The sequence below is a fragment of the Algoriphagus oliviformis genome (assembly GCF_017254915.1).
GTDB lineage: Bacteria > Bacteroidota > Bacteroidia > Cytophagales > Cyclobacteriaceae > Algoriphagus > Algoriphagus oliviformis.
In genome coordinates this window covers 461,700-483,186 of sequence record NZ_JAFKCT010000004.1, presented here as the reverse complement: position 1 = coordinate 483,186, position 21,487 = coordinate 461,700, and the positions used below count along the sequence as shown (strand labels likewise).

The 21,487-nt window shown below is 52.3% G+C and carries 22 protein-coding genes and 1 rRNA gene; 13 read left to right on the top strand and 10 right to left on the bottom strand.

Features of this window, described 5'->3' with window-relative positions:
- The first annotated feature begins 14 nt into the window (after window positions 1–14).
- The 3 genes from rrf (at window position 15) to J0A68_RS12665 (ending at window position 1,596) form a co-directional block, all read left to right on the top strand.
- Window positions 15–126 (top strand): 5S ribosomal RNA (gene rrf, locus J0A68_RS12675).
- A 130-nt stretch (window positions 127–256) separates the two neighbouring features.
- On the top strand, window positions 257–631 hold the full coding sequence (locus J0A68_RS12670) for an ISAon1 family transposase N-terminal region protein (RefSeq protein ID WP_236025565.1): 375 nt from the start codon (window positions 257–259) through the stop codon (window positions 629–631).
- A 29-nt stretch (window positions 632–660) separates the two neighbouring features.
- Complete coding sequence (locus J0A68_RS12665; RefSeq protein WP_206578570.1) at window positions 661–1,596, top strand: ISAon1 family transposase; 936 nt, start codon at window positions 661–663, stop codon at window positions 1,594–1,596.
- A gap of 89 nt (window positions 1,597–1,685) precedes the next feature.
- On the opposite strand, the gene J0A68_RS12660 is transcribed toward J0A68_RS12665, so the two are convergent.
- The 3 genes from J0A68_RS12660 to J0A68_RS12650 form a co-directional block, all read right to left on the bottom strand.
- Window positions 1,686–2,129 carry a DUF1569 domain-containing protein gene (locus J0A68_RS12660; protein ID WP_206578569.1) on the bottom strand — a complete coding sequence of 148 codons (444 nt, stop codon included), beginning with the start codon at window positions 2,127–2,129 and terminating at the stop codon, window positions 1,686–1,688.
- 73 nt (window positions 2,130–2,202) lie between these two features.
- Window positions 2,203–4,599 (bottom strand): ribonucleoside-diphosphate reductase subunit alpha, encoded by a 2,397-nt coding sequence (locus tag J0A68_RS12655; protein ID WP_206578568.1) that lies wholly within the window; start codon window positions 4,597–4,599, stop codon window positions 2,203–2,205.
- A gap of 33 nt (window positions 4,600–4,632) precedes the next feature.
- Window positions 4,633–5,613, bottom strand: coding sequence for a ribonucleoside-diphosphate reductase small subunit (locus J0A68_RS12650; protein WP_206578567.1), 981 nt, complete (start codon window positions 5,611–5,613; stop codon window positions 4,633–4,635).
- Between the two features lie 589 nt (window positions 5,614–6,202).
- Here J0A68_RS12650 and rplU point away from each other — a divergent pair.
- The gene (gene rplU, locus J0A68_RS12645) at window positions 6,203–6,514 is read left to right on the top strand and encodes a 50S ribosomal protein L21 (protein ID WP_206578566.1); all 312 of its coding nucleotides are present in this window, start codon (window positions 6,203–6,205) and stop codon (window positions 6,512–6,514) included.
- A gap of 35 nt (window positions 6,515–6,549) precedes the next feature.
- Window positions 6,550–6,810 (top strand): 50S ribosomal protein L27, encoded by a 261-nt coding sequence (gene rpmA, locus J0A68_RS12640; protein WP_206578565.1) that lies wholly within the window; start codon window positions 6,550–6,552, stop codon window positions 6,808–6,810.
- A 142-nt stretch (window positions 6,811–6,952) separates the two neighbouring features.
- Here rpmA and J0A68_RS12635 read toward each other — a convergent pair whose 3' ends face one another.
- From J0A68_RS12635 to lipB, 6 genes are read right to left on the bottom strand one after another with little or no spacing between them, the layout of a single operon-like run.
- The gene (locus tag J0A68_RS12635; RefSeq protein WP_206578564.1) at window positions 6,953–7,582 is read right to left on the bottom strand and encodes a rhomboid family intramembrane serine protease; all 630 of its coding nucleotides are present in this window, start codon (window positions 7,580–7,582) and stop codon (window positions 6,953–6,955) included.
- A gap of 3 nt (window positions 7,583–7,585) precedes the next feature.
- Window positions 7,586–8,572: a polyprenyl synthetase family protein gene (locus tag J0A68_RS12630; protein ID WP_206578563.1), complete on the bottom strand. Its 987-nt coding sequence runs from the start codon at window positions 8,570–8,572 to the stop codon at window positions 7,586–7,588.
- Entirely contained in the window at window positions 8,535–10,736 is a 2,202-nt protein-coding gene (gene rnr, locus J0A68_RS12625) for a ribonuclease R (RefSeq protein WP_206578562.1), read from the bottom strand. Before rnr ends, J0A68_RS12630 begins: the two co-directional genes overlap by 38 nt.
- Window positions 10,737–10,784: 48 nt before the next feature.
- On the bottom strand, window positions 10,785–11,534 hold the full coding sequence (locus J0A68_RS12620) for a 3'-5' exonuclease (RefSeq protein WP_206578561.1): 750 nt from the start codon (window positions 11,532–11,534) through the stop codon (window positions 10,785–10,787).
- Between the two features lie 12 nt (window positions 11,535–11,546).
- Window positions 11,547–11,948: a hypothetical protein gene (locus J0A68_RS12615; RefSeq protein WP_206578560.1), complete on the bottom strand. Its 402-nt coding sequence runs from the start codon at window positions 11,946–11,948 to the stop codon at window positions 11,547–11,549.
- 40 nt (window positions 11,949–11,988) lie between these two features.
- Entirely contained in the window at window positions 11,989–12,705 is a 717-nt protein-coding gene (gene lipB / locus J0A68_RS12610; RefSeq protein WP_206578559.1) for a lipoyl(octanoyl) transferase LipB, read from the bottom strand.
- Between the two features lie 86 nt (window positions 12,706–12,791).
- Here lipB and J0A68_RS12605 point away from each other — a divergent pair, with 86 nt between their 5' ends.
- Window positions 12,792–13,148, top strand: a complete 357-nt coding sequence (locus J0A68_RS12605; protein WP_206578558.1) for a YraN family protein — start codon at window positions 12,792–12,794, stop codon at window positions 13,146–13,148.
- 17 nt (window positions 13,149–13,165) lie between these two features.
- A complete protein-coding gene (locus tag J0A68_RS12600; protein ID WP_206578557.1) occupies window positions 13,166–13,684 on the top strand; it encodes a YSC84-related protein in 519 nt (172 codons plus the stop codon).
- Here the strand turns inward: J0A68_RS12600 and J0A68_RS12595 are convergent, their stop codons facing one another.
- Window positions 13,685–14,539, bottom strand: coding sequence for a toxin-antitoxin system YwqK family antitoxin (locus J0A68_RS12595; protein WP_206578556.1), 855 nt, complete (start codon window positions 14,537–14,539; stop codon window positions 13,685–13,687).
- Between the two features lie 222 nt (window positions 14,540–14,761).
- On the opposite strand from J0A68_RS12595, the gene J0A68_RS12590 reads away from it, so the two are divergent.
- The 6 genes from J0A68_RS12590 to amaB all read left to right on the top strand — a co-directional run bounded on the left by J0A68_RS12590 (window position 14,762) and on the right by amaB (window position 21,378).
- Window positions 14,762–15,964 (top strand): pyridoxal phosphate-dependent aminotransferase, encoded by a 1,203-nt coding sequence (locus J0A68_RS12590; protein ID WP_206578555.1) that lies wholly within the window; start codon window positions 14,762–14,764, stop codon window positions 15,962–15,964.
- 93 nt (window positions 15,965–16,057) lie between these two features.
- On the top strand, window positions 16,058–16,768 hold the full coding sequence (locus J0A68_RS12585; RefSeq protein ID WP_206578554.1) for a glycosyltransferase family protein: 711 nt from the start codon (window positions 16,058–16,060) through the stop codon (window positions 16,766–16,768).
- Entirely contained in the window at window positions 16,768–17,595 is an 828-nt protein-coding gene (locus tag J0A68_RS12580) for a rhamnan synthesis F family protein (protein ID WP_206578553.1), read from the top strand. Before J0A68_RS12585 ends, J0A68_RS12580 begins: the two co-directional genes overlap by 1 nt.
- Window positions 17,596–17,600: 5 nt before the next feature.
- A complete protein-coding gene (locus tag J0A68_RS12575) occupies window positions 17,601–18,413 on the top strand; it encodes a DUF4422 domain-containing protein (protein WP_206578552.1) in 813 nt (270 codons plus the stop codon).
- Between the two features lie 290 nt (window positions 18,414–18,703).
- The gene (locus J0A68_RS12570; RefSeq protein WP_206578551.1) at window positions 18,704–19,756 is read left to right on the top strand and encodes a DUF4421 domain-containing protein; all 1,053 of its coding nucleotides are present in this window, start codon (window positions 18,704–18,706) and stop codon (window positions 19,754–19,756) included.
- A 77-nt stretch (window positions 19,757–19,833) separates the two neighbouring features.
- Window positions 19,834–21,378, top strand: coding sequence for an L-piperidine-6-carboxylate dehydrogenase (gene amaB, locus J0A68_RS12565; RefSeq protein WP_206578550.1), 1,545 nt, complete (start codon window positions 19,834–19,836; stop codon window positions 21,376–21,378).
- The last annotated feature ends 109 nt before the right edge of the window (window positions 21,379–21,487 follow it).

The following is a 21,487-nucleotide window of genomic DNA, read 5'->3' as shown; positions in this document are numbered from 1 at the left end:
TTGAGTCTTCCAATTTAGGCGGCCTAGCGCAGGGGTCCCACCTCTTCCCATCCCGAACAGAGAAGTTAAGCCCTGCAGCGCCGATGGTACTGGGGTTACACCCGGGAGAGTAGGTCGCCGCCACATTTTTTAAAAGCCAGCAGTAATGCTGGCTTTTTTGCGTTTTATGCCTTCCGTTGACCCTTGATAGGAAAGAAAATCCGGCTGAATTCGGATCAATCCTAAAAGTTGGGGGATCGGAGTCAATCGAGTTTCTTTGTTAAAAAAAGAATTGGAAGAAAAGGATTACCTGAGTTTGTTGTTGCCCCAAGGGCTGCTGGAATTTTTCAAGGTTACCTCAGCGGAACTTAAAGACAATGCCTATCACATTTATCTGGAAGAACTCAACATCCACCCCGAGCATCTTCAGGGAGTCAAGCTTACCTCCAAGGGATTCTATGATCAGGTGAGTATCCAGGATTTCCCGTTGCGGGGCAAGGCTTGTTTCCTCCATGTCAAAAGAAGGAAGTGGCTGGATGAACAAACCGGCAAAAATGTAAGCAGAGACTGGAACTTGGTGGCCAACGGGACGCGGATGACAAAGGAATTCGCGCTTTTTTTAAAAAGGAACGACTGGACACGTCCCCGGTAAGCTGCAAGAGCCTGGCTGAAAACTTCCACGTGAACGGCAAGAACCTCGAACACCAGTATGTTTTCCACCTGAGCCACTTCCAGACTTGGGAGCAGAAGCCGCACGCCAAGGATTGGATTCTCTTCCCGGAAAATCTGGGCTCCCACCTCAGCATCGATGAGACCGCCCTGTCCCAAGGCGAGCTCTATACCCTGGTGACCAACAAGGCGGCCAAAGGCAAAAAAGGCGCCCTGGTGGCCATGGTCAAGGGGACGGACAGCGAGCGGGTCATTGATGTGCTGCGGAAAATCCCCGAATCCAAAAGAAACAAAGTCAAGGAGGTCACCCTGGACATGGCCGCCAGCATGGAGCGGATCGTGCGCCGGAGCTTCCCCAAAGCCCAGTTGGTCACCGACCGCTTCCATGTCCAGCAGCTTGTCCATGAGGCCGTGCAGGAAATGCGGATCGCCCACCGCTGGGAGGCCATCGACCAGGAAAACAAGGAGATCGAACTGAGCAGGGAATGCGGGCGGGCATTTGTCCCCGACAGGCTCGAAAACGGGGACACGAAAAAACAGCTGCTCGCCAGAAGCCGCCATCTGCTCTTCAAGGCTGAGGACTCCTGGACTCCCTCGCAGGCACACCGGGCTGAACTACTCTTTCATCGCTACCCCGATTTGGAAAAAGCCTACCGTCTGTCCAGATCCCTTGCCCGGATCTACCAGAGCAGCAAAATCAAGGGAGTGGCCTTCACCAAACTGGCCCACTGGTACAATGACGTGGAACTGGCCGGGTTCAAATCCTTCAATACCGTGTCCCGGACCATCCAAAACCACTATGAGACCATCCTGAACTTCTTTGAAAACAGAAGCACCAACGCTTCGGCCGAATCCTTCAACGCAAAAATCAAAGCCTTCAGGGCACAGTTCAGAGGCGTCGCAAATGTCGAATTCTTCCTTTTCAGGCTTTCCAATATCTATGCTTGAAAAATACTCCTCCCCAGATATTCGGACTGATCCCTGAATTCTACTCTCGCCTTTTTGAGGGATTTTTCATAGAGGATTTGAGCTTTTGACTACACACCAAATTGCCTCAGATGATGCTCAAAATGTTTGGCGTGAAAAATTTCCCACTCACCATGCATGAGTCTTCCAAACCTAGGGTGTACGGGCCTAGCCTCAGGATTTTCCTTAAAGTAGCGCGTGTAGTTCGTCAGGCTTTTTAGCAGCTCTTCTTTTGCCTCATTTAAGTTTGAAAAGCGTAATGGGAGCAAGGCCCCCTCTCCGAGGCCTGGAGCCCTTATTCCCCTCGGAAACTGTATGCTAGAATAGAGCAATTCCTGCTTGAGTACGAGTTCATTTTTGCCAGGTTCGAATTCGGGGATTTTTATCCGATCATACGATATCTTGACTGTCAGGCTCAAGTGCTCGACCATGTGCTGGGGACTCATGACCCCAAATTGAGCCGGACTATCGCTGGCTAGCTTTTGTAGCCGATGCAGGATCTGGTGGATTTCCATAGACGCTATAGTTACAAAAAAAAAGCGCTTGATACTATCAAACGCCTTTTATCCATTTTACGAACTCTAGATTTTAGCTTCCGCACATTTCGCAGCCCTCGGGGTCGTCGAGGGAGCAGGAGATGGCATCTTGCTTTTGTGTCTTGGACTGCTCGATTTCCACAGCCTTTTCCGGCTTGGTCTCTAGGGAAGCCTTGTCCAGTGTGAACTTGATAGCCGCCGTAGCAGCCTGTGATCTCAGGTAATACATGCCTGTCTTCAGGCCTTTTTTCCATGCATAGAAGTGCATAGAGGTCAGCTTGCCAAAGTTTGGATCTTGCATGAAGATGTTCATGCTTTGGGATTGGCAAATGTAGGCTCCCCGGTCAGCAGCCATGTCGATGATGACTTTCTGGGAAATCTCCCAAACGGTCTTGTAGATATCCTTGATGTTTTGTGGAATACCAGGCACGTTCTGAACGGAGCCGTTGGTGGCGATCAGTCGGTTTCTCATGGTATCATTCCACATACCCAGGTTGATCAGGTCTTTCATCAGGTGCTTATTGACCATAATGAATTCTCCAGAAAGCGTTCTTCTGGTGTACAGGTTGGAAGTGTAGGGCTCAAAGCACTCGTTGTTTCCAAGGATCTGGGAAGTGGATGCGGTCGGCATTGGGGCTACAAGGAGGGAGTTTCTCATCCCGTACTTTTTGACTTTTTCTTTCAGCGCATCCCAGTTCCATCTGCCGGACTTTGGCGTCACTCCCCACATGTCAAACTGCAAAATGCCTTTTGACGCAGGACAGCCTTCGTAAGTTTCGTATGTTCCCTGCGTTTTGGCGAGCTCCATGGAAGTCTCGACTGCCGCATAGTAGATGGTTTCGAAGATGTCTTCGTTTAGACCCCGTGCTTCCACAGAATCGAATGGCATTCTCAGCATGATGAAGGCATCGGCCAAGCCTTGGATACCGAGTCCGATCGGACGATGTCTGAAGTTGGATCTGCGGGCTTCTTCCACCGGATAGTAGTTGATATCGATCACCTTGTTCAGGTTTCGGGTGGCTACTTTGGTGATTTCGTAGAGCTTGCTGTGGTCAAAGACCGGCTTGCCGTCAGGCCCATTGGTGACAAACTTCGGAATGGCAATCGACGCGAGGTTACACACGGCCACCTCATCTGGGGCGGTGTACTCGATGATCTCGGTGCAAAGGTTGGAAGACTTGATCGTTCCGAGGTTCTTTTGGTTGGACTTGCCGTTGGCTGAGTCCTTGTAAAGCATGTAGGGCGTGCCGGTCTCGATCTGGGATTCAAGAATCTCAAACCAAAGCTCCTGTGCCTTGACGGTTTCTCTCGCACGGCCTTCTCGCTCGTATTTTTCAAACAGTCTCTCGAATTCTTCACCATGGCACTCGGAAAGTCCCGGGGCTTCGTTTGGACAGAATAGAGGCCAGTCCTCGTTTTGCTCCACACGCTTCATGAACAGATCTGGGATCCAAAGTGCGTAGAACAGGTCTCTGGCACGCATTTCCTCTTTTCCGTGGTTTCTTTTCAGCTCCAGGAAGTCCTTGATATCGGCATGCCAAGGCTCCAGGTAGATGGCGAAGCTTCCTTTTCTTTTTCCTCCGCCTTGGTCCACGTAGCGCGCGGTCATGTCAAAGTTTCTCAGCATAGGCACGATGCCGTTGGAGACACCGTTGGTGCCTTTGATGTAGCTGCCCTTAGCTCGAACATGGTGGATGGAAAGGCCGATACCGCCTGCGGACTGGGAGATTTTGGCACACTGCTTCAGCGTATCGTAGATCCCGTCGATGCTGTCGTCCTTCATCGTGAGCAGGAAGCAGGAAGAAAGCTGCGGCTTTGGAGTGCCGGCGTTGAAAAGGGTAGGAGTCGCATGGGTAAACCATCGCTCAGAAAGCAGGTTGTACGTCTCTATGGCCGCATCCATGTCTTCTCTGTGGATACCCACCGCCACACGCATGAGCATGTGCTGTGGCCGCTCCACTACCTTGCCGTCCAAGCGGATCAGGTAGCTTTTTTCGAGGGTTTTGTATCCGAAATAGTCATAGCCGAAATCACGTTTATAGTCGACGGCTTCGTCTAGCCTTGCGGCGTTTTTCTTGATGATACCATACACTTCCGTATCCAGCAGCTGGGCATTTTCGCCAGTCTTCGGATTGACATAGGTGTACAGTCTTTTCATGGTGTTTGAAAAAGACTGGCTGGTGGTTTTGTGCAGGTTGGAAATGGCGATCCTGGCAGCCAGGATGGCGTAGTCTGGGTGTCTTACGGTGAGCGAGGCGCAGACTTCTGCAGCCAGATTGTCCAGCTCCGAGGTGGTCACCCCGTCGTAAAGACCGTCAATCACCTTCTTGGCCACCTCGATAGGCTGGATGAACTTGGGATCCAATTCATAGCAGAGGTTTTCGATCCTTGCCGTGATTTTGTCGAATCTTACCGATTCTCTTCTTCCGTCGCGTTTGATTACAAGCATGTTCGGTTAGTTTTGGTGGTGGAAAGTGATTGATTAAAAGTCTTCTTCGATGGAAAATCTGGAAGACGATTCGCTGGCCTCGGTGGACTTCATCACCCCGGCTTTTTGGTAGTCTCCCACTCTTTTTTCGAAGAAGTTGGTCTTGCCCTGCAGGGAGATCATGTCCATGAAGTCAAATGGATTGGTGCTGTTCCAGACTTTGTCGCAGCCCAGCTCCACGAGCAGACGGTCCGCCACAAACTCGATGTACTGGCACATCAGGTCGGCGTTCATTCCGATCAATCGTACCGGCAAGGCATCGGTGACAAATTCCTTCTCGATGGCTACCGCGTCCATGATGATTTCGCGGACGGTGTCTTTCGGAAGTGGATTGACCACGTGCTTGGTATATAGGTGGCAGGCAAAATCACAGTGCAAGCCCTCGTCTCTTGAGATCAGTTCGTTGGAGAAAGTCAGTCCCGGCATCAGGCCTCTTTTCTTCAGCCAGAAGATGGAGCAGAAAGACCCTGAGAAGAAGATCCCTTCCACAGCGGCAAAGGCGATGAGCCTTTCCTGGAAGTTGCCGTTGTCGATCCAACGGAGCGCCCACTCTGCCTTCTTTTTTACACAATCGATGTGTTCGATGGCGTTGAGGAGGCGGTCTCTTTCTCCGGAGTCCTTGATATAGGTGTCGATGAGCAGGGAGTAGGTTTCAGAGTGGATGTTTTCCATCGCGATCTGGAAACCGTAGAAGAACTTGGCCTCGGTGTATTGCACCTCGGAAACAAAGTGCTCGGCCAGGTTTTCGTTGACGATACCGTCACTAGCGGCAAAGAACGCCAGCACGTGCGAAATGAAATGGCGCTCGCCGTCATTGAGGTTTTTCCAATCCCTCATGTCCTGACCTAGGTCGATCTCCTCCGCCGTCCAGAAGCTGGCCTCGGCTTTTTTGTAATACTGCCAGATGTCGTTGTGTTGGATGGGGAAAAGGACAAAGCGTCCACTGTTCTCTTCTAAAATCGGTTCGTGCTGCATCTTACTCTCTGTTATATTAAAGTTCTTAAAATGGTTTTGAGGCGGTAAATCATGTCCTCATTCTGGTGCGGTGATGGCAAAGGCTGCCTTTTTACAACAGCCTTTGAACAAATATGTGAAGCAAAAAGCGAAAAAAAAACGCTAAAGGGCTCATTCAAGTGATTTTTTGACCAAAAGTCGAAATCTTTATAATCAGCTATTTATCAGTAAAATAAAGCGGATTGAATAAACTCCGGGATTAACCGTTTTGCCTTTTTTCGGGCATTTGATTAATTTTCAACATTTTCAAAAAAGTTTTCCACAAACAAATCTGACCAAAATTTTGACCGAGAGTCATGAAAATATCGAGGGAAGAGTGCAAATTCTGTGGCTGAGTCACAGGTTCTTAACTCGGACGATCGGAAAAAGGCCCTCGTGGCATTTCCGATTTTCGGGGATTTTTCTAAGGCTTTTTTCCGCTGAAGCGGCCGGCTGCCTTCAGGTCCCAAGGTAGTCCACAACTCCCGCTTTGGATTTTCAAAGAATGTTTTTTTGTTCAAAATCACTTTCTTATATTTGCACTCCGATTTCTACAAAGAAACCAAGAATCATGTACGCAATTGTAAACATCGCTGGTAAGCAGTTCAAAGTAACAAAAGATCAGTACGTCTACGCTCCCAAGTTGGAGGGTGACGCTGGCGCTTCCGTGGAATTTGACCAGGTTTTGTTGGCAGAAGCCGACGGCACTGTGTCTGTAGGAGCTCCGATCGTATCTGGAGCCAAGGTATCCGGGAAAATCCTGGATCATGTAAAAGGTGACAAGGTGATTGTCTTCAAAAAGAAGCGCCGCAAGGGCTACAAGAAGAAGAACGGTCACAGACAAGACTTCACCAAAGTATTGATCGAAAATATTACACTCTAAGTTTTCCCCTAGGGAGGACGTAAACTGATATAACCATGGCACACAAAAAAGGTGTAGGTAGTTCCAAAAACGGTAGAGAGTCACATTCCAAGAGATTGGGCGTGAAGAAATTTGGTGGTGAAGCGGTAATCGCCGGCAACATCATCGTGAGACAAAGAGGTACCAAGCATCACGCTGGCCTGAATGTCGGAATTGGCAAAGACCACACACTGTTCGCTCTGTCCAACGGTGTAGTGACTTTCAAAACCAAGTCTGACGGCAAATCTTACGTAAGCGTTTTGCCTGCTGAGGCATAAGCCTACCTACTTAAGAAAATGAAGCCCCTTCGATCCGGAGGGGCTTTTTTTGTATCCTGGAGTCTGGCGATTTTTTTTAAAGAGAAAAGGGCTTTCAGCGATCTGAAAGCCCTCTATGCTGATTAATCTGTTGGGTGTTTTTTCAGAACAGTCTGAAATCCCTGATTTGCTCTACAAACATCGCTGCACTGGAGGGGGACAAAACCAAAATAAACACAACGCCGAAAATCGCCCCATACAAGTGCGCGTCGTGGTTGATGTTGTCGCCGCCCTTTTTGCCCTGAATGTAGGAGTAGATGAGAAACAAAACCCCAAGTATAAATCCCGGAAGGCAGAGGATTCCAAACAGGCAGATATCCGACAGGGGCATGATCACGATGCTCGCGAAGACCGTGGCCGCCGTGCCCCCGGAAGCTCCAAGTGCCCGGTATCGGCTGTCGTCCTGATGCTTTCGGTAGGTGGGGATGTCCGATGCGATGATGCCGAGTAGGTAAAACGCGACAAACAAAACCCCGCCTAGCAATTGCCCAAACGTGTAGGCCAAAAACATCTCCACCACCCTGCCAAAGAAGTAGAAGGTGAACATGTTGAAAAGAAGGTGTACGTAGTCCTTGTGGATAAAGCCGGAAAGCAGGAAGCGATCCCATTGGCCTCGATTTTTGATCCGGTAGGGCATGAACATCCAGCGGTCCAGCATTTCGTAGCGGTTGAAACCCAGGATGCTGGTCACGGCGGTGATCCCGATCAGGAGGTTGGTCAGCGTCAGTTCCATGGCTTATCTTTCCCGGTGGATCAAGTCTTGGGTAATGGCTTGCAGGGCTTGGAGGTACTCGGAGTTGACGTTTGGCAGCTTCTCGAGCTGTTCAAATCCAGAGTCGAAATAGTGCTTCATCTTGGCCTCGGTGAGGGATTTGATGCCGAGCTTTTCGTACAGTGTCCGCACCGCTTGTACTTTTTCTCCCTTGTCAAATTCCTTCTGCGAAAGCCAAAATTTCAGCTCGTCGGCATCCTCGCCCTTGGCCAGTTCGAGTGCTTTGATAAGGAGAAAAGTTTTCTTGTTGGAAATGATGTCGCCGCCTACCTGCTTTCCGAATTTGGCCTGGTCGGCAAAGACATCCAGCAGGTCGTCTTTTAGCTGAAAACCCACGCCTACGTTCATGCCGAAATCGTAGAGTTTTCTCGCGTCGGCCTTTTCCGCCCCAGCCAAGATGCCTCCCAGCTGCAGCGCAAAGCCCAGGAGAACTGCCGTCTTGAGGCGAATCATATTGATGTATTCCTCCTCCTTCACGGAGCCGTACTTCTCAAAGTTCATGTCATATTGCTGTCCTTCACAGACCTCCGCGGCCGTCCTGTTGAATAGTCGGAGCACTTCGGGCAGAAGCTCCCGCTGGGTGCCGAGCAGGAGCTCGTAGGCTCCCACCAGCATGACGTCGCCGGAGAGAATGGCCGTATTGGCATTCCATTTTTCATGTACGGTGGCTTTGCCGCGTCTCAGCGGGGCTTCGTCCATGATGTCGTCATGCATGAGGGTGAAATTGTGGAATACTTCGACCGCGCAGGCCTGGTCGAGGATTTCCTCCGGATCTTTCCCGTACAGTCCATAGGCCAGCAGCGAAAGCAGCGGCCTGATCCGCTTGCCTCCCAGACTCAGGATATAGCTGATGGGGTCATAAAGTTCTAGGGGTGATGCTCCGAAACTGTGGGAGGTAATGTGGTCCTCAATCTTAATTAAAAGCGCGTGAGCGAGGCTTTTTTCTGTCATTGTCTGCAAATTCCAAATCTATTGTTCGTCGGTCGATGTCGGTGTTGACGACCCGCACGACGACTTTGTCACCCAAGGTGATCATTTTTTTGCTTTTGCTGCCGATCAGGCGCATGTTTCTCTCATCAAACTCGTAGTAGTCGTCATCCATGTCCTGCACGCGGATCATGCCCTCGCACTTGGTCTCGGTGATTTCCACAAACACGCCCCACTCGGTCACGCCACTCACGATGCCTTCGTAGTCCTTTTGCTCGGCTAGGGACATGAATTCCACCTGCTTGTATTTGATGGAGGCGCGCTCGGCATCCGCGGCGTTCTTTTCCCGCTCGGAGGAGTGCAGGCACTTTTGCTCCCAAGGTTCGGCATCGGGTGACTTGCCACCGTCGAGGTAGTGCTCCAGCAGGCGATGCACCATCATATCGGGATAGCGACGGATGGGTGAGGTGAAGTGGGTGTAGTGGGGGAAAGCCAGGCCAAAGTGCCCCTTGGGCTGGGTCGTATATTTGGCCTTGGCCATGCTGCGGATCGCCAGCTGTTCCAGCACGTTCTGCTCGGGCTTGCCTTGGATTTCCTCCATCAGTTTATTGAGCGCGCCAGAGATCTTCTGCGGTGTCGCCACGTCGATTTGGTGGCCAAAGCGCTTCGCAAAGCCGGAGAAGGTCTCCAGGCGATCCAAGTCCGGACTGTCGTGGGTTCTATAGACAAAGGTGTCCGTGCCGTTGTTTTTCTTGTAGATAAACTCCGCCACGTACTTGTTGGCCAGGAGCATAAACTCCTCGATGAGCTTGTGGATGTCTTTTCTCTCTTTGACCATGAGGCCGAGTGGCGTGCCCTTTTCGTCCAGTTTGAACTTTACTTCCACTGTCTCAAAGTTGACTGCGCCATGGTCAAAGCGCTTCTTGCGGATCTTTTTGGCAATGTCGTTCAACAAAGTCAGCTCCCGAAAGTAGTCTCCGGACTGGGTGTCGATGCATTCCTGGGCTTCTTCGTAGGCGTACCTTCTGTCAGAGTGGATGACCGTCCGTCCGATCCAGTGTTTGACCACGTGTCCGCTGCGGTCCATTTCAAAGACGCAGGCAAAGGTCAGCTTTTCCTCGTTGGGACGGAGGGAGCAAAGGCCGTTGCTCAGGCGCTCAGGGAGCATGGGAATGGTGCGGTCGACCAGGTACACGGAAGTGGCCCGGTGGTAGGCCTCTTTTTCCAAGGCTGTCTTGGGCTTCACATAGTGGGTCACGTCGGCGATATGGACACCGATCTCCAGATTGCCGTTTTCCAGCTCCCGATACGAGATCGCGTCGTCAAAGTCCTTGGCATCGACGGGGTCGATGGTGAAGGTCAGTACGTCCCGGAAGTCTTTTCTCGCTTTGATTTCCTTGGCGGTGATCTTGTCGGAGATGGCATTGGCTTCCGTGTTCGGCTCCTCGGGATACTCGAAGGGAAGGCCAAATTCCGCCATGATGGAGTGGATCTCCACCTCATGTAGGCCGGCTTTGCCCAAGACCCGGACGACTTCCCCGGTGGGATTTCTGTCGCCTTCCCGCCATTCGGTGAGCTTGACGACGACTTTTTCATTGTGCTCGGCTCCCTTGAGGTCACCGCGATGGACAAAGATGTCCTTGTGCATTTTTTTGAAATCCGGCACTATGAAGGCAAATCGGGGCGATATTTCTACCCTGCCCACAAACTCGTCTCTATTGCGCTGGAGGATCTCCAATACGCGGCCCTCGGTCCGTCCGGTTTTTCCCTTCAGCGGGAAAACCATCACGCGCACCTTGTCCCCGTCCAGGGCCTGCTTGAGGTCAGCCTCCTTGATCAGGATGTCGCCATCGCTCGCTTCCGGATCGTCGGGGACGATGAAGGCGAAGCGGGGATTGACATAGTCCACCGTGCCCACGATGAAGCCCGGCTCTTTGGTGGAGCTGAAGAAGTTGCGGGAATTGCGTGAGACCGCGCCGGACTCCACGAGTTTGGAGAGGACGGGCTCCACGCCGCCCTTGTTGAGCGAATCGCGGATTTCCAGTCGTTTGATGATTTGCTTGGAGTTAAACTCCTCCCCGTAGTGGGCGTCCAAAAATTGGAGGATCCTTCTTGCCAGGTTGGCGGCGTCATTGGATGGGGCTCCTTTTCTATGTTTTGAGTTTTTTCTGTCTGGTTTTCTTCCCATGGTTTGGGTGGTTTTTTCTAAGGTAAAAAGATTTGGGTGCCTTAGACATCAATCGTCTTGATCTTTTTTTGATTCCTCGGGCTGGTGGATTTCTATCACCAAATCGTCCAGCTGGGGATGCATGGCCATGAAGATCCGGGCGGTGACCTCCACATCCCTGAGGCAATATTTTTTGATCTTGTCGAGGTCGTGCTCGAGATAAAAGGTGGTGTTGACCTGGCTGCCGTCTATGCCTTCCTTGGAGGTGGGGATTCCGAAGACGGCCGCCAACAGCTCCAGCCGCGTGTAGTGCTTGTGGTCGCCAAACTTCCACATCTCCATCGTGTCCAAGTGGCGGACTTCCCAGGGTTTTTTTCCCGAGATCTGAAGCGGCTCGGGTAGGGCGATTCCATGGATCAGCATTCGTCGGCAGAGGTAGGGGAAGTCAAATTCTTTCCCGTTGTGTGCGCAAAGCACCCATTTTTTCTTCTCCAATAAAGCTTTTAGCGACAAAAGAAGTTCCCGCTCCTCCGTATCCGCATAGATCTTGGAGCGGAAAAGCAGCTTTTTGTCCTTCTTTTTGGTCTGGAAAAAGCCCACCCCCACGCAGATCACCTGCCCAAATTCCGCATGGATGCCTGCTCGGTCAAAGTACAGGGAACCAGGCGGCTCAGTGGGTTTGTCGAGGTGGAGCAAGCGCTCTTTTTTGATCCATTCTTCCTGTAGGCGCGGCTCCAGATCGTCAAACTTCTCCGTGAGCGAGGCAGTCTCGATGTCCAAAAACAGGATGTCTCCCAATTGATCAAAAAAGTCTGCCATATGCGCTTTGTTTTAGCTGTGAAGTATTCCCTCCAGGCCGAGCTCGGGGATCAGCCCAAGGTGCGAAGGATCAAAACTGCCTGGAGTAAAGATAAACTTTTTGTCAAAAATCTGGTCGAGGATGTAGTAGCTCACCCAGAATTCGTTGGTCAGCGCAAATACGGCCGGATCGATGGGCTCGACCTTGGCGACAGATTGGGAGCCCAGCTCCTCGATCATGTGGCGAAGTGTGGAAGTCTGGCGTTTTTCCCCATCCAGCAGGCCGTAGCCCTTGGAGGTGATCATCACGTTGGTGAGCTCGATCAGGTTGAGGTTGATGATGTACACGGCCCATTCGGAGCCTTGGGCTGTTTCTGTTTTGGCGATGGCCAGTTTGACCCCGGTCACCGGGGAGAAGTCTATGTCTTTTTTCATTGTTGCTGTAGGAAGTTTTGGACACCTCTTTTTGCGTCCGCTAGGCCTGCTCCATCCCGAAGAGGTCTACGAGATGCTTTCTCACCCGGTTTTTGGCCTCGGCCTCATCCACGGGATGTCCGAGCTCTAGGTGGAGGGAGGTCACGGCCTTGTCGTCGATGCCGCAGGGGATGATGTGGCCAAAGTAGCTCAGGTCCGCGTTGAGATTGAAGGCGAAGCCATGCATGGTGACCCAGCGGCTGGACTTGACCCCCATGGCGCAGATTTTCCTCGGGTTTTTCTGTCCCACATGGTCGAGCCATACGCCTGTGAGGCCATCGATTCTCCCTGCCTCGATCCCGTAGTCCGCCAGTGTCAGGATGATCGCCTCCTCCAGATAGCGGAGGTAGCGGTGGATGTCGGTGAAGAAATTGTCCAGGTCCAGGATGGGGTAGCCCACCAGCTGGCCCGGGCCATGGTAGGTGATATCTCCTCCGCGGTTGATCTTGTAGTAGGTCGCCTGGTGGTTTTGGAGGCCGGTTTCGTCCAAGAGCAGGTTTTCCGGTTTACCGCTTTTGCCCAGCGTGTAGACGTGCGGGTGCTCCACGAAAAGCAGGTAGTTGGGCGAAGGGGCTTGGGCGTCTGGAGGCAGGCTTCGGTTTTTGATCTTCAGCGCCACGGTCTCCGCAAAAAGCCCCTCTTGGTAGTCCCAGGCTGCTTGGTAATCCATGCGGCCCAGATCTCGGAATTCTACTCTTTTATTGATAATTTCATTCATCTTTTTTCCTCTCGGGAAACTGATTTTTAAAAACAGCAGGAGCTACTGTTGGGTTCTTCGATTTTTCAAAATTAGTCAATTTTAGCATGGCCGAGCACAATGACAACGGGAGACTTGCCGAGCAAATGGCCGCCGACTGGCTGGTGGGCAAGGGGTATGAGCACATCGACTCCAACTATCGCCATGGCTATGCGGAGATCGATTTGGTGATGAAGCACCGGGGGCTGTTGGTCTTTGTGGAAGTGAAATTCCGTTCCGGTACCGGCTTTGGCTACGCGGAAGAGTTTGTGGATAGCACCAAGAAGAAGCTGCTGGTGAAGGCCGCGGATCACTATATTTATGAAAAAGACTGGAAAAAAGACATCCGTTTTGACATTGTTGGCGTCTATAGGGATCGAAACGGCGCCGTCAACTTTCGGCATTTTGAAGACGCCTTTTACTAAACCTATCTAATTACCACATGAAAAATCTGTTTTTGGGTCTGTTTCTGACCCTTCTGAGCACCGCGGCTTTTGCCCAAAAAGAAGAAAAAATCATCAAGGATTCCGAAGAGGCCAAAGCGGCTTTTTTGAAAGACGACCCCAGCATGGGTGAACTCTTTGAGTCCGCCTACGGCTACATCATCCTGCCCAACGTCGGCAAGGGAGGGCTGGGGGTAGGTGGCGCTGCCGGCAACGGTACGGCCTACGAAGGCGGCTCGCTGGTCGGCATGGCCAAGATGACGCAGCTGACCATCGGCTTTCAGCTCGGCGGGCAGTCCTACAGTGAAGTGGTGTTCTTTGAGGACAAGGCTGCTTTTGACCGATTCAAGGAAAACAAAATCGAGATGTCTGCCCAAGTGTCCGCGGTGGCGGCTGCATCGGGTGCTTCCGCCAATGCCAAATACGTGGAAGGCGTGGCGGTATTTACCCGCACCAAGGGAGGTCTGATGTATGAGGCCTCGGTAGGCGGCCAGCAGTTTAAGTTTACGGAAAAGTAATCACAGCTCCCTGCGATAGATCAGGTTGCCGTCTTTGTCCCATTCCGCCCGGATATACGGGCGGAAATTTTTTGTGTAGGGCACTTCCTGATATTGGATTTCGCGCCGGCGGACAGCCTTGGTGTTGTTGGTGTCCCAGTACTCCGTCCACAGGCCTACCTTTTCTCCATATTGGTACTCACCGGTGACAGCGACCTGCTGGTCGTCATAGAAGTAGTAGTAGTTTCCCTCCTCTAGACTGTATTGGATGGGGATGATTTCCTCGATGGCCCCTTGGGACTGGTCGTAGTAGGATATCCGCGATTCCTCAGGCCAGCCTTCGTTGTAGTGGTTTTTGTCCTGGAGGACGTTGTTGTCGTCAAAGAGCATCCAGGTCTTGTGCTTGGTACCGTAGTAGAACATGCCGCTTTCCACCACCGTTTCGTTGATCACCCGCTCATAGGGGCCGTGCAGGAGATAGCCGGTGCCCTGGGTGTAGCCGCTGGTCTTGATGCTCTTGTCGCGGGTGTCGTACCAGTACACGTCCCGGATGTAGGGATCGGGAGTCTTGGCAATGTCGGTGTAGTTGAAATACTCGAGGTAGGACTGGCCCCGCAGCTCCCTCCGGGTGTAGCCGCGCTGGGTCTTGATGCCAAACCAGATGTTTTTGCGCGCTTTTTTCTTTTTCTCCTTTTTTTCTTCCTTTTCCTTTCCTTCGTCAAAGAGCAGTAGCGGAGCTACCGAGGGCAGAAGAGCCGAATTCACCACGCCTGTGGAATCCGGGTCTGCGGCTTTTTCGGATTCGGTTTTTTGGGCAAAGGCGAATTTGCCGGAAACAGACATTGCTATCAGAAAAACGAGAAATCTCTTGTTCATTGCGGATAAAACGGCCGAATTGACAAACTATTTTCTTCAAAAATAACATTTCATCTGACATGTATGGCTTTTATTGGTCAGATGGAATCTCGCTTTGGAGATCAGTATTTTGTTTTGGGGTTGAAGCCCCGAGCTCGATTTCAGCATCAATTCCTCGGGATCGTTTAGAATTTATAATCTTCTGGCTATTTTTGAGGAATTTGTAAAAAACCTATTGAAAAAATGAATTCTATTCTTTCGGATCGCATCCTGAATATGGAGGAATCAGCTACTCTCGCAATGGCAAAAAAAGCGCGTGAGCTGAAGTCCCAAGGCATTGATATTATCGGCTTGAGTTTGGGTGAGCCGGATTTCAAAACACCCAAGCATATCCAGGAGGCTGCCAAGGCGGCTATCGACGAAGGAAAATATTTCGCCTACCCGCCGGTGGCTGGCTACCAGGACCTGAGAGAGGCGATTGCCAAAAAGCTCCGCGAGGAAAACTCCATCGAGCAGGCCAAAGCCGAAAACATCGTGGTGTCCGTGGGTGCGAAGCATTCTATCGCCAACACCTTCATGTGCATCATCAACGAGGGTGACGAAGTGGTCATCTTCTCCCCTTACTGGGTGAGCTACGCGGAGATCATCAAGCTCTGCGGAGGTGTCCCTGTCCTGATCGAGGGGACTCTGGAAAACAATTTCAAGGCGACCGCAGCCCAGCTGGAAGCGGCGATCACACCAAAAACCAAGGCGGTGATCTATTCCTCTCCGTGTAACCCTACCGGCTCGGTTTTCTCCAAAGAAGAACTGGAAGCCATCGCCGAGGTGGTGAAAAAGCGTGACAACATCGTCGTGATCGCCGATGAGATCTACGAACTAATCAACTTCGAAGGCAAAAACTACAGCATCGCCTCTTTCCCAGGTATGTTTGACAGAACGGTCACCGTCAACGGCTTCTCCAAAGGATACGCCATGACCGGCTGGAGAGTAGGCTACATCTGCGCCCCTCTGGAGATCGCCAAGGCGGTAGAGAAGATGCAGGGCCAGTTCACCTCCGGCAATACCGGTATCGCACAGCGCGCTGCGTTGGCGGGTATCTCCGGCGACCAGACTCCGTCTCAGGAGATGACCAAAGCCTACTTTAAGCGTAGAGCTCTTGTGTTGGATCTCCTTCGTGACATCCCGGGCATCAAGACGCACGTACCTGAGGGAGCTTTTTACTTCTTCCCAGATGTGACGGCCTTCTTTGGCAAGTCTGCCCATGGGCAGACTGTGAACAACGCGGACGACCTTTGTCTGTACCTGCTCTCCGTGGCCAACGTGTCGCTGGTGACCGGTGCGGCATTTGGTGCGCCAAATTGCGTGAGATTGTCCTACGCCGCCTCTGAGGAGGAGCTGGTAGAGGCGCTGAAGCGAATCAAAAAAGCATTGGGCGAATTGGCCTGATCGGACTGAAATCCATTCCCCAGCCCCGGCATCCAACCGGGGCTGTTTTTTTTGCAGTGGCAGAAAAGCTAATTTTAGCCAAAATCCCAATCCATGGCCGAAGTACTCGTAATCACCCCAGTCAAAAACTCAATCGAAACGACCCTGGATACCGCGAGGGCCATCGCCGCCTCGGACGTTCCCGTGCGCCATGTCATCTTCAACGACTTTAGCACAGAGGAGACCAAGCTCCAGCTGGAGGAAAACAAGTCAGTCATCGGCTATGAGCTCATCCACATCGAAGAGCTGACTGACCACCCCTCGCCCAACTACAAGCTGGTGCTCCAGCACTCGCAAAAAATGGCCTTGGAGGCAGGTATTCCTCTGCTTGTGGTGGAGTCCGACGTGGTGATCCAGCCCAATACCGTCTCCACGCTACTCGCGTACCAGAGGGGCCATGCAAAGACCGGTCTGGTAGGCTCGGTGACGGTGGATGAGAACGGAACGGTGAATTTTCCCTATCTGAAGTTCAAGGATAGCAGGGAGTCGGTGATCCAGACCCAGAGAAGTTTGAGCTTTTGCTGCACACTTTTCACCCTGGACTTTCTCAGGGGGTATGACTTTGCCGGACTCGATGAGGCCAAGGACTGGTATGACACCTTCATCTCAAAGAAGTCCCTGGAGCTCGGTTTTGGAAATACCGTGCTGATGAACGCGCCGGTCTGGCATCGTCCCCATGCCAGCCGCCCTTGGAAGCAGCTGAAGTACAGCAACCCGCTGAAATACTATTTCCTGAAATTCTGGAAAGGCCTCGACAAAATCTGATGGACCACTGCATCTTCATCCACTACGGCCTTGAGGCCCGCCTGCCCTTTCCGGAGATGCGGTACCTTCAGGAGCTGTCCAAGTGTTTTTCGAAGACCACCCTGGTGACCAACGAGCGGGATTTCAAGGAGGATGGCCTGCCTCCCGGAGTAGAGCTGCTGCTGGTGAAAAATGAGGGCTACGATTTTGGGAAGTTTCTCAAAGCCTTTCGCCGGATTGACTCCGAGCGTCTGGACAGACTGGTGTTGGCCAACGACTCAAATGTGCTGCTGGGCGATCTCAAGGGTTTTTTGAAAAAGGGCGAGGCGCTGAAGGCGGAATTTTGGGGGGCGATCGACTCCCATGAGAAGCCATGGTTTTCTACCCATCAGGACGATTTCCATCTGCAGAGCCACTTTCTGGTCTGGGAAAAGACTGCACTGCCGCTCCTTCGAAGCTACTTGGGGGAAGTCAAGGTACAGGAGGTCTTTGTCGCTGAGGATCTCAAGCAGGTCCGCCGCAATGTCATCAACGTCTGGGAGATCGGCCTGAGCCAGTTTTTTCTCCGGTCAGGCAGTGCACCAAGGGCGGTTTTTGCGACCGAGGAGCTGGCGCGACGCTGGGGTAAAAAGAAAAAGGCCAACCTGACCATCAAGGCTCCCGGGAAGCTGCTGGAGCTGGGCTATCCTTTTCTGAAAAAAAAAGCAGTCCTTCGGAAAAGTTTTTGGAAGCGTTTGCTGGCTTTGGATCGTGATTGGAAGGGATGGATCGGCCGGAGCATGGGCGACCCCGCCGAGGCGAAGTCCATGATCGCCTACTTTACAAAACTGTTGGACAACAAGACCTGAGCAAGATGAAAAATGCGGGAGACGCAAGGATATATGTGATGTACTACAAGGAGGGCCGAGTCCTGTCCTTGGATAGCTTTTATCGCCCGGTATTGTGCGGGCAATCTCCCGCCGCGCCGGACTCGGCTTTTGTCCGGGATGACACCGGGGAAAACATCTCCGCAAAAAATGAATTTTACAGCGAGCTGACGGGGATCTATTGGGTTTGGAAAAATACCCGCCAGGACATCACCGGCATCTGCCACTATCGCAGGTATTTTACGGTCTTTCCCGAGCCTTGGTACTATAGGCTGAAGTACTTCATCACCCATCCGCTCAAGAGGCAGTTTAAGAAGAACCCGCTGATCTATACCAACCACCTGAAAAAATACACCTCCTGGATACTGTCGTCAGAGCAGGCAAAAGAGCTTCTCAGCGAGTACGATATGGTGCTGCCCAGAGCCAGGATTTTTCGCTACTCGGTGCAGGAGCACTACCGCAAGTACCATTGCATCGGGGATTTTGCCATCATCGAGGACGTGCTCAGTGACAAATATCCCGAGATGAAGGCGGCATGGCAGCAGGTGATCCAGGGCAACACGCTCTACGCCAACAATATGTTCCTTGCCAAGGACGAGCTTTACCAAGAGTTCATGGCGTGGTGGTTTGACGTTTTGTTTGAGTTTGAGGAGCGGTGCAAGCTGGAAAACTACGAGGGCTACCAAAAGCGGATCTTGGGCTTTGTGGCCGAAAGGCTGCTGACGCTGTGGGTGGCTTACAAAAAGCCCAAAGTCAAAGAGCTGCAGCTGCTGTATTTTAAGAGTATGAAGAAGGATTGAAGGGGGCGGCCGTTGGGAGGCGGGATTGGTTGGTGAAGCGATTCGATTGTAATTAAAGGTTTCATTTTCAGGTTGTTTCAGAGTAGGTTGTAGTTGAGGAAGAGTCGGAATAGCTTTTTTTTCTCGGATAAAGCTTTTAAATTCATTTCGGTGATTAACAACTTTTCTCAACTCTTCTTTTTCAAAAAATGAGGTTCCAAGGAATCCATTTTTCGAACTCTGAGTGTTTTCAAGGGACCCCGGCAAGCGTCGGGGTTCTTTTTGTTTATATTTGGATTGATCCGCCCTCTATGAGATTGTTTTTCCGACTACTTTTTGCCTTTCTGTTTGTCATTGCTTCCGATTGCCTAGTGGCGCAGACAAGGGGCGTGGATACGGCCTATGTCCGGGAGCTGCCGACCAAGATGGCCCTGCGCACCTATCTTTCGAAGAAGTATACCGAGATCAACTACGGCCAGGAGCTGGGAATCTATGAGCCCAACAGCGGCCTAAACCTCGGCTTGGGGATGACTTTCCAGAAGTTTACCCTGAACATCGGGGTGCCCTATTCCTTCATGAACCCCAACCGGATCAAGCAGTGGCCAGCCAGCCTCGACCTCCAGGCCCATGCCTACCCCAACCGGTGGATCTTTGATTTCTTTGGCCAGTTTTACAACGGCTACACCATGAAAGAAGGGAACGCCGTCGGAGAGGACTATCTCCGGGAGGATGTGAGTGTGGTGAAGCTGGGGCTGGGGGCAAACTACCTCTTCAACGGAGACAAGATCTCCTTGGAAGCGGCATTTCTCCAGTCCGCTATCCAGAAACGGTCCGCTTTTTCCCCCATGTTTGGTCTGGAGGTGTACCGCGTGCGGATCAGTGGGGACTCGCTGCTCATTCCCACAGAGATGCCCCTTGCGGGCAATTACCAGCGGGCGGACTTCTACCAAGTGGGCCCGAGTGGGGGCCTGGTCGGGACGCTGGTCTTTGGCAGAGGTTTTTTCCTCACCGGAGCGGCCTCGGCCAATTTGGCGCTCGGGATCTCGAAGGGCGACCAAAACAAGGAAACCCGCGAAGTCGGCCTCGTGCCGAGCTATTTTCTCCGCGGGTTTGCGGGATACAACGGCGAGCGCTACTCGATCAACGTCAACTACCTGTACAAGCACCTCAACCTAGCCGGTCAGCAGGATGTCTCCCAGTCGACCAACACGGGCAACTATAGATTAAACTTGATTTATAGGATACAGCCAGGGCCTAAGTTTACGGAAGTTTATACCAAGCTGAACCCCTGGAATATTCTCCAGCGGATACTGGACAACGCCCTAGGGCATGGAAAGGAGCCGACAGTGGAGTCAGGACACTGAGGTTCGAGTGAGCCAGAGGGGGAGGTAAGTCATATTATTTTTTAGCTTTGGCTTAAGTTTTACCCCATAGGACTACCATGACTGACCCATTTGGCATTTCACTATCTCTTCAAAAAATCGGCATTGAGGCCGAAAACCTAGGTTCCTCCACTGGCTTGGATTGGCTGGATTCCGGAGAAAAGGCCATTGCTTCCTTTTCCCCCGCAGACGGCAAGTCCATCGCACAGGTGCAGTCCGGCAACGCCGAAACCTACGAGGCCATCATTGCCCAGGCACAGATCGCCTTTGAAAAGTGGCGCACGGTACCAGCGCCCCAGCGGGGTGAGATCGTGCGGGAGATCGGCAACGCCCTGCGCGAAGTCAAGGCAGATTTGGGCAAGCTCGTTTCCTACGAAATGGGCAAGTCCTATCAGGAGGGACTTGGAGAGGTGCAGGAGATGATCGATATCTGCGACTTTGCGGTGGGCCTGTCCCGGCAGCTGTATGGGCTGACCATGCATTCGGAGCGACCTGGGCACCGCATGTATGAGCAGTGGCATCCGCTGGGTATCGTGGGGATCATCTCGGCTTTCAACTTTCCCGTGGCGGTCTGGTCGTGGAATGCCGCCTTGGCCTGGGTATGTGGCGATGTGTGCGTGTGGAAGCCTTCGGAAAAAGCGCCGCTGTCCGCATTGGCCTGCCAGCACATCGCGGGCAGAATCTTCGCAAAACACGGAATGCCCGAGGGAATTTGCAGCGTGATCGTGGGGGACTACCAGGTCGGCGAACTGCTGTCCCAAGATCCTCGCGTTCCGCTGGTGTCGGCGACGGGGTCCACCCGCATGGGTAAGCTGGTGGGCAAAGCCGTAGGTGAGCGACTCGGCCGGTCCCTGCTGGAGCTGGGCGGAAACAACGCCATCATCATCACCGAAAACGCAGATCTGGACATTGCTATTCGCGGGGCGCTTTTTGGCGCGGTCGGTACGGCCGGGCAAAGATGCACCACGACACGCCGACTCATCGTCCAAGAAAACGTGTACGAGGAGGTGAAAAGCCGACTGGCTTCGGCCTATTCCAAGCTGGTCATCGGCAATCCTCTGGACGAAAAGAACCACGTCGGCCCGCTGATCGACCAAGACGCGGTGAAAGGCTACCTGGCGGCGATTGAGAAGGTGAAGGCCGAAGGAGGAAAGGTCGTCGTGGACGGGGGACTGCTTTCCGGAGATGGCTACGAGTCGGGCTGCTACGTGAAGCCGGCGATCTTTGAGGCCGAAAACCATTTTGCCATCGTGCAGCACGAGACTTTTGCGCCGATCCTCTATCTGATCAAATACAAAACCCTGCCGGAGGCGATTGCATTGCAAAACGGCGTGCCGCAAGGGCTTTCGTCAGCCATCATGACCACCCACATGCGCGAGGCCGAGGCCTTCCTGTCGGCGGCAGGCTCCGACTGTGGCATCGCCAATGTCAACATCGGGACTTCCGGGGCGGAGATAGGTGGGGCTTTTGGCGGGGAAAAAGAGACCGGTGGTGGGCGTGAGTCCGGCTCAGACGCTTGGAAGGCCTATATGCGCCGCCAGACCAACACGATCAACTACTCCACTTCCTTGCCGCTGGCACAGGGGATCAAGTTTGATATTTGAGTAGCAAGTAGCTAGAGGTTAGTATCAAGAAACTGGTGTTTAGAGTCTAGAGCCAAGAACCAAGAGCCAAGAACCAAGAGTCGAGAATTTCTGATTTACGACACGGCCC

Bases quoted from the DNA above. Each gene is read 5' to 3' on its own strand.
- J0A68_RS12570 (WP_206578551.1), top strand. From the start codon at position 18,704: ATGAGATTGTTTTTCCGACTACTTTTTGCCTTTCTGTTTGTCATTGCT.
- J0A68_RS12630 (WP_206578563.1), bottom strand. From the start codon at position 8,572: ATGACAGAAAAAAGCCTCGCTCACGCGCTTTTAATTAAGATTGAGGAC.
- J0A68_RS12605 (WP_206578558.1), top strand. From the start codon at position 12,792: ATGGCCGAGCACAATGACAACGGGAGACTTGCCGAGCAAATGGCCGCC.
- rplU (WP_206578566.1), top strand. From the start codon at position 6,203: ATGTACGCAATTGTAAACATCGCTGGTAAGCAGTTCAAAGTAACAAAA.
- J0A68_RS12635 (WP_206578564.1), bottom strand. From the start codon at position 7,582: ATGGAACTGACGCTGACCAACCTCCTGATCGGGATCACCGCCGTGACC.
- J0A68_RS12585 (WP_206578554.1), top strand. From the start codon at position 16,058: ATGGCCGAAGTACTCGTAATCACCCCAGTCAAAAACTCAATCGAAACG.
- J0A68_RS12620 (WP_206578561.1), bottom strand. From the start codon at position 11,534: ATGGCAGACTTTTTTGATCAATTGGGAGACATCCTGTTTTTGGACATC.
- rpmA (WP_206578565.1), top strand. From the start codon at position 6,550: ATGGCACACAAAAAAGGTGTAGGTAGTTCCAAAAACGGTAGAGAGTCA.
- J0A68_RS12590 (WP_206578555.1), top strand. From the start codon at position 14,762: ATGAATTCTATTCTTTCGGATCGCATCCTGAATATGGAGGAATCAGCT.
- J0A68_RS12660 (WP_206578569.1), bottom strand. From the start codon at position 2,129: ATGGAAATCCACCAGATCCTGCATCGGCTACAAAAGCTAGCCAGCGAT.
- J0A68_RS12575 (WP_206578552.1), top strand. From the start codon at position 17,601: ATGAAAAATGCGGGAGACGCAAGGATATATGTGATGTACTACAAGGAG.
- amaB (WP_206578550.1), top strand. From the start codon at position 19,834: ATGACTGACCCATTTGGCATTTCACTATCTCTTCAAAAAATCGGCATT.
- lipB (WP_206578559.1), bottom strand. From the start codon at position 12,705: ATGAATGAAATTATCAATAAAAGAGTAGAATTCCGAGATCTGGGCCGC.
- J0A68_RS12600 (WP_206578557.1), top strand. From the start codon at position 13,166: ATGAAAAATCTGTTTTTGGGTCTGTTTCTGACCCTTCTGAGCACCGCG.
- J0A68_RS12655 (WP_206578568.1), bottom strand. From the start codon at position 4,599: ATGCTTGTAATCAAACGCGACGGAAGAAGAGAATCGGTAAGATTCGAC.
- J0A68_RS12595 (WP_206578556.1), bottom strand. From the start codon at position 14,539: ATGAACAAGAGATTTCTCGTTTTTCTGATAGCAATGTCTGTTTCCGGC.
- J0A68_RS12650 (WP_206578567.1), bottom strand. From the start codon at position 5,613: ATGCAGCACGAACCGATTTTAGAAGAGAACAGTGGACGCTTTGTCCTT.
- J0A68_RS12580 (WP_206578553.1), top strand. From the start codon at position 16,768: ATGGACCACTGCATCTTCATCCACTACGGCCTTGAGGCCCGCCTGCCC.
- J0A68_RS12615 (WP_206578560.1), bottom strand. From the start codon at position 11,948: ATGAAAAAAGACATAGACTTCTCCCCGGTGACCGGGGTCAAACTGGCC.
- rnr (WP_206578562.1), bottom strand. From the start codon at position 10,736: ATGGGAAGAAAACCAGACAGAAAAAACTCAAAACATAGAAAAGGAGCC.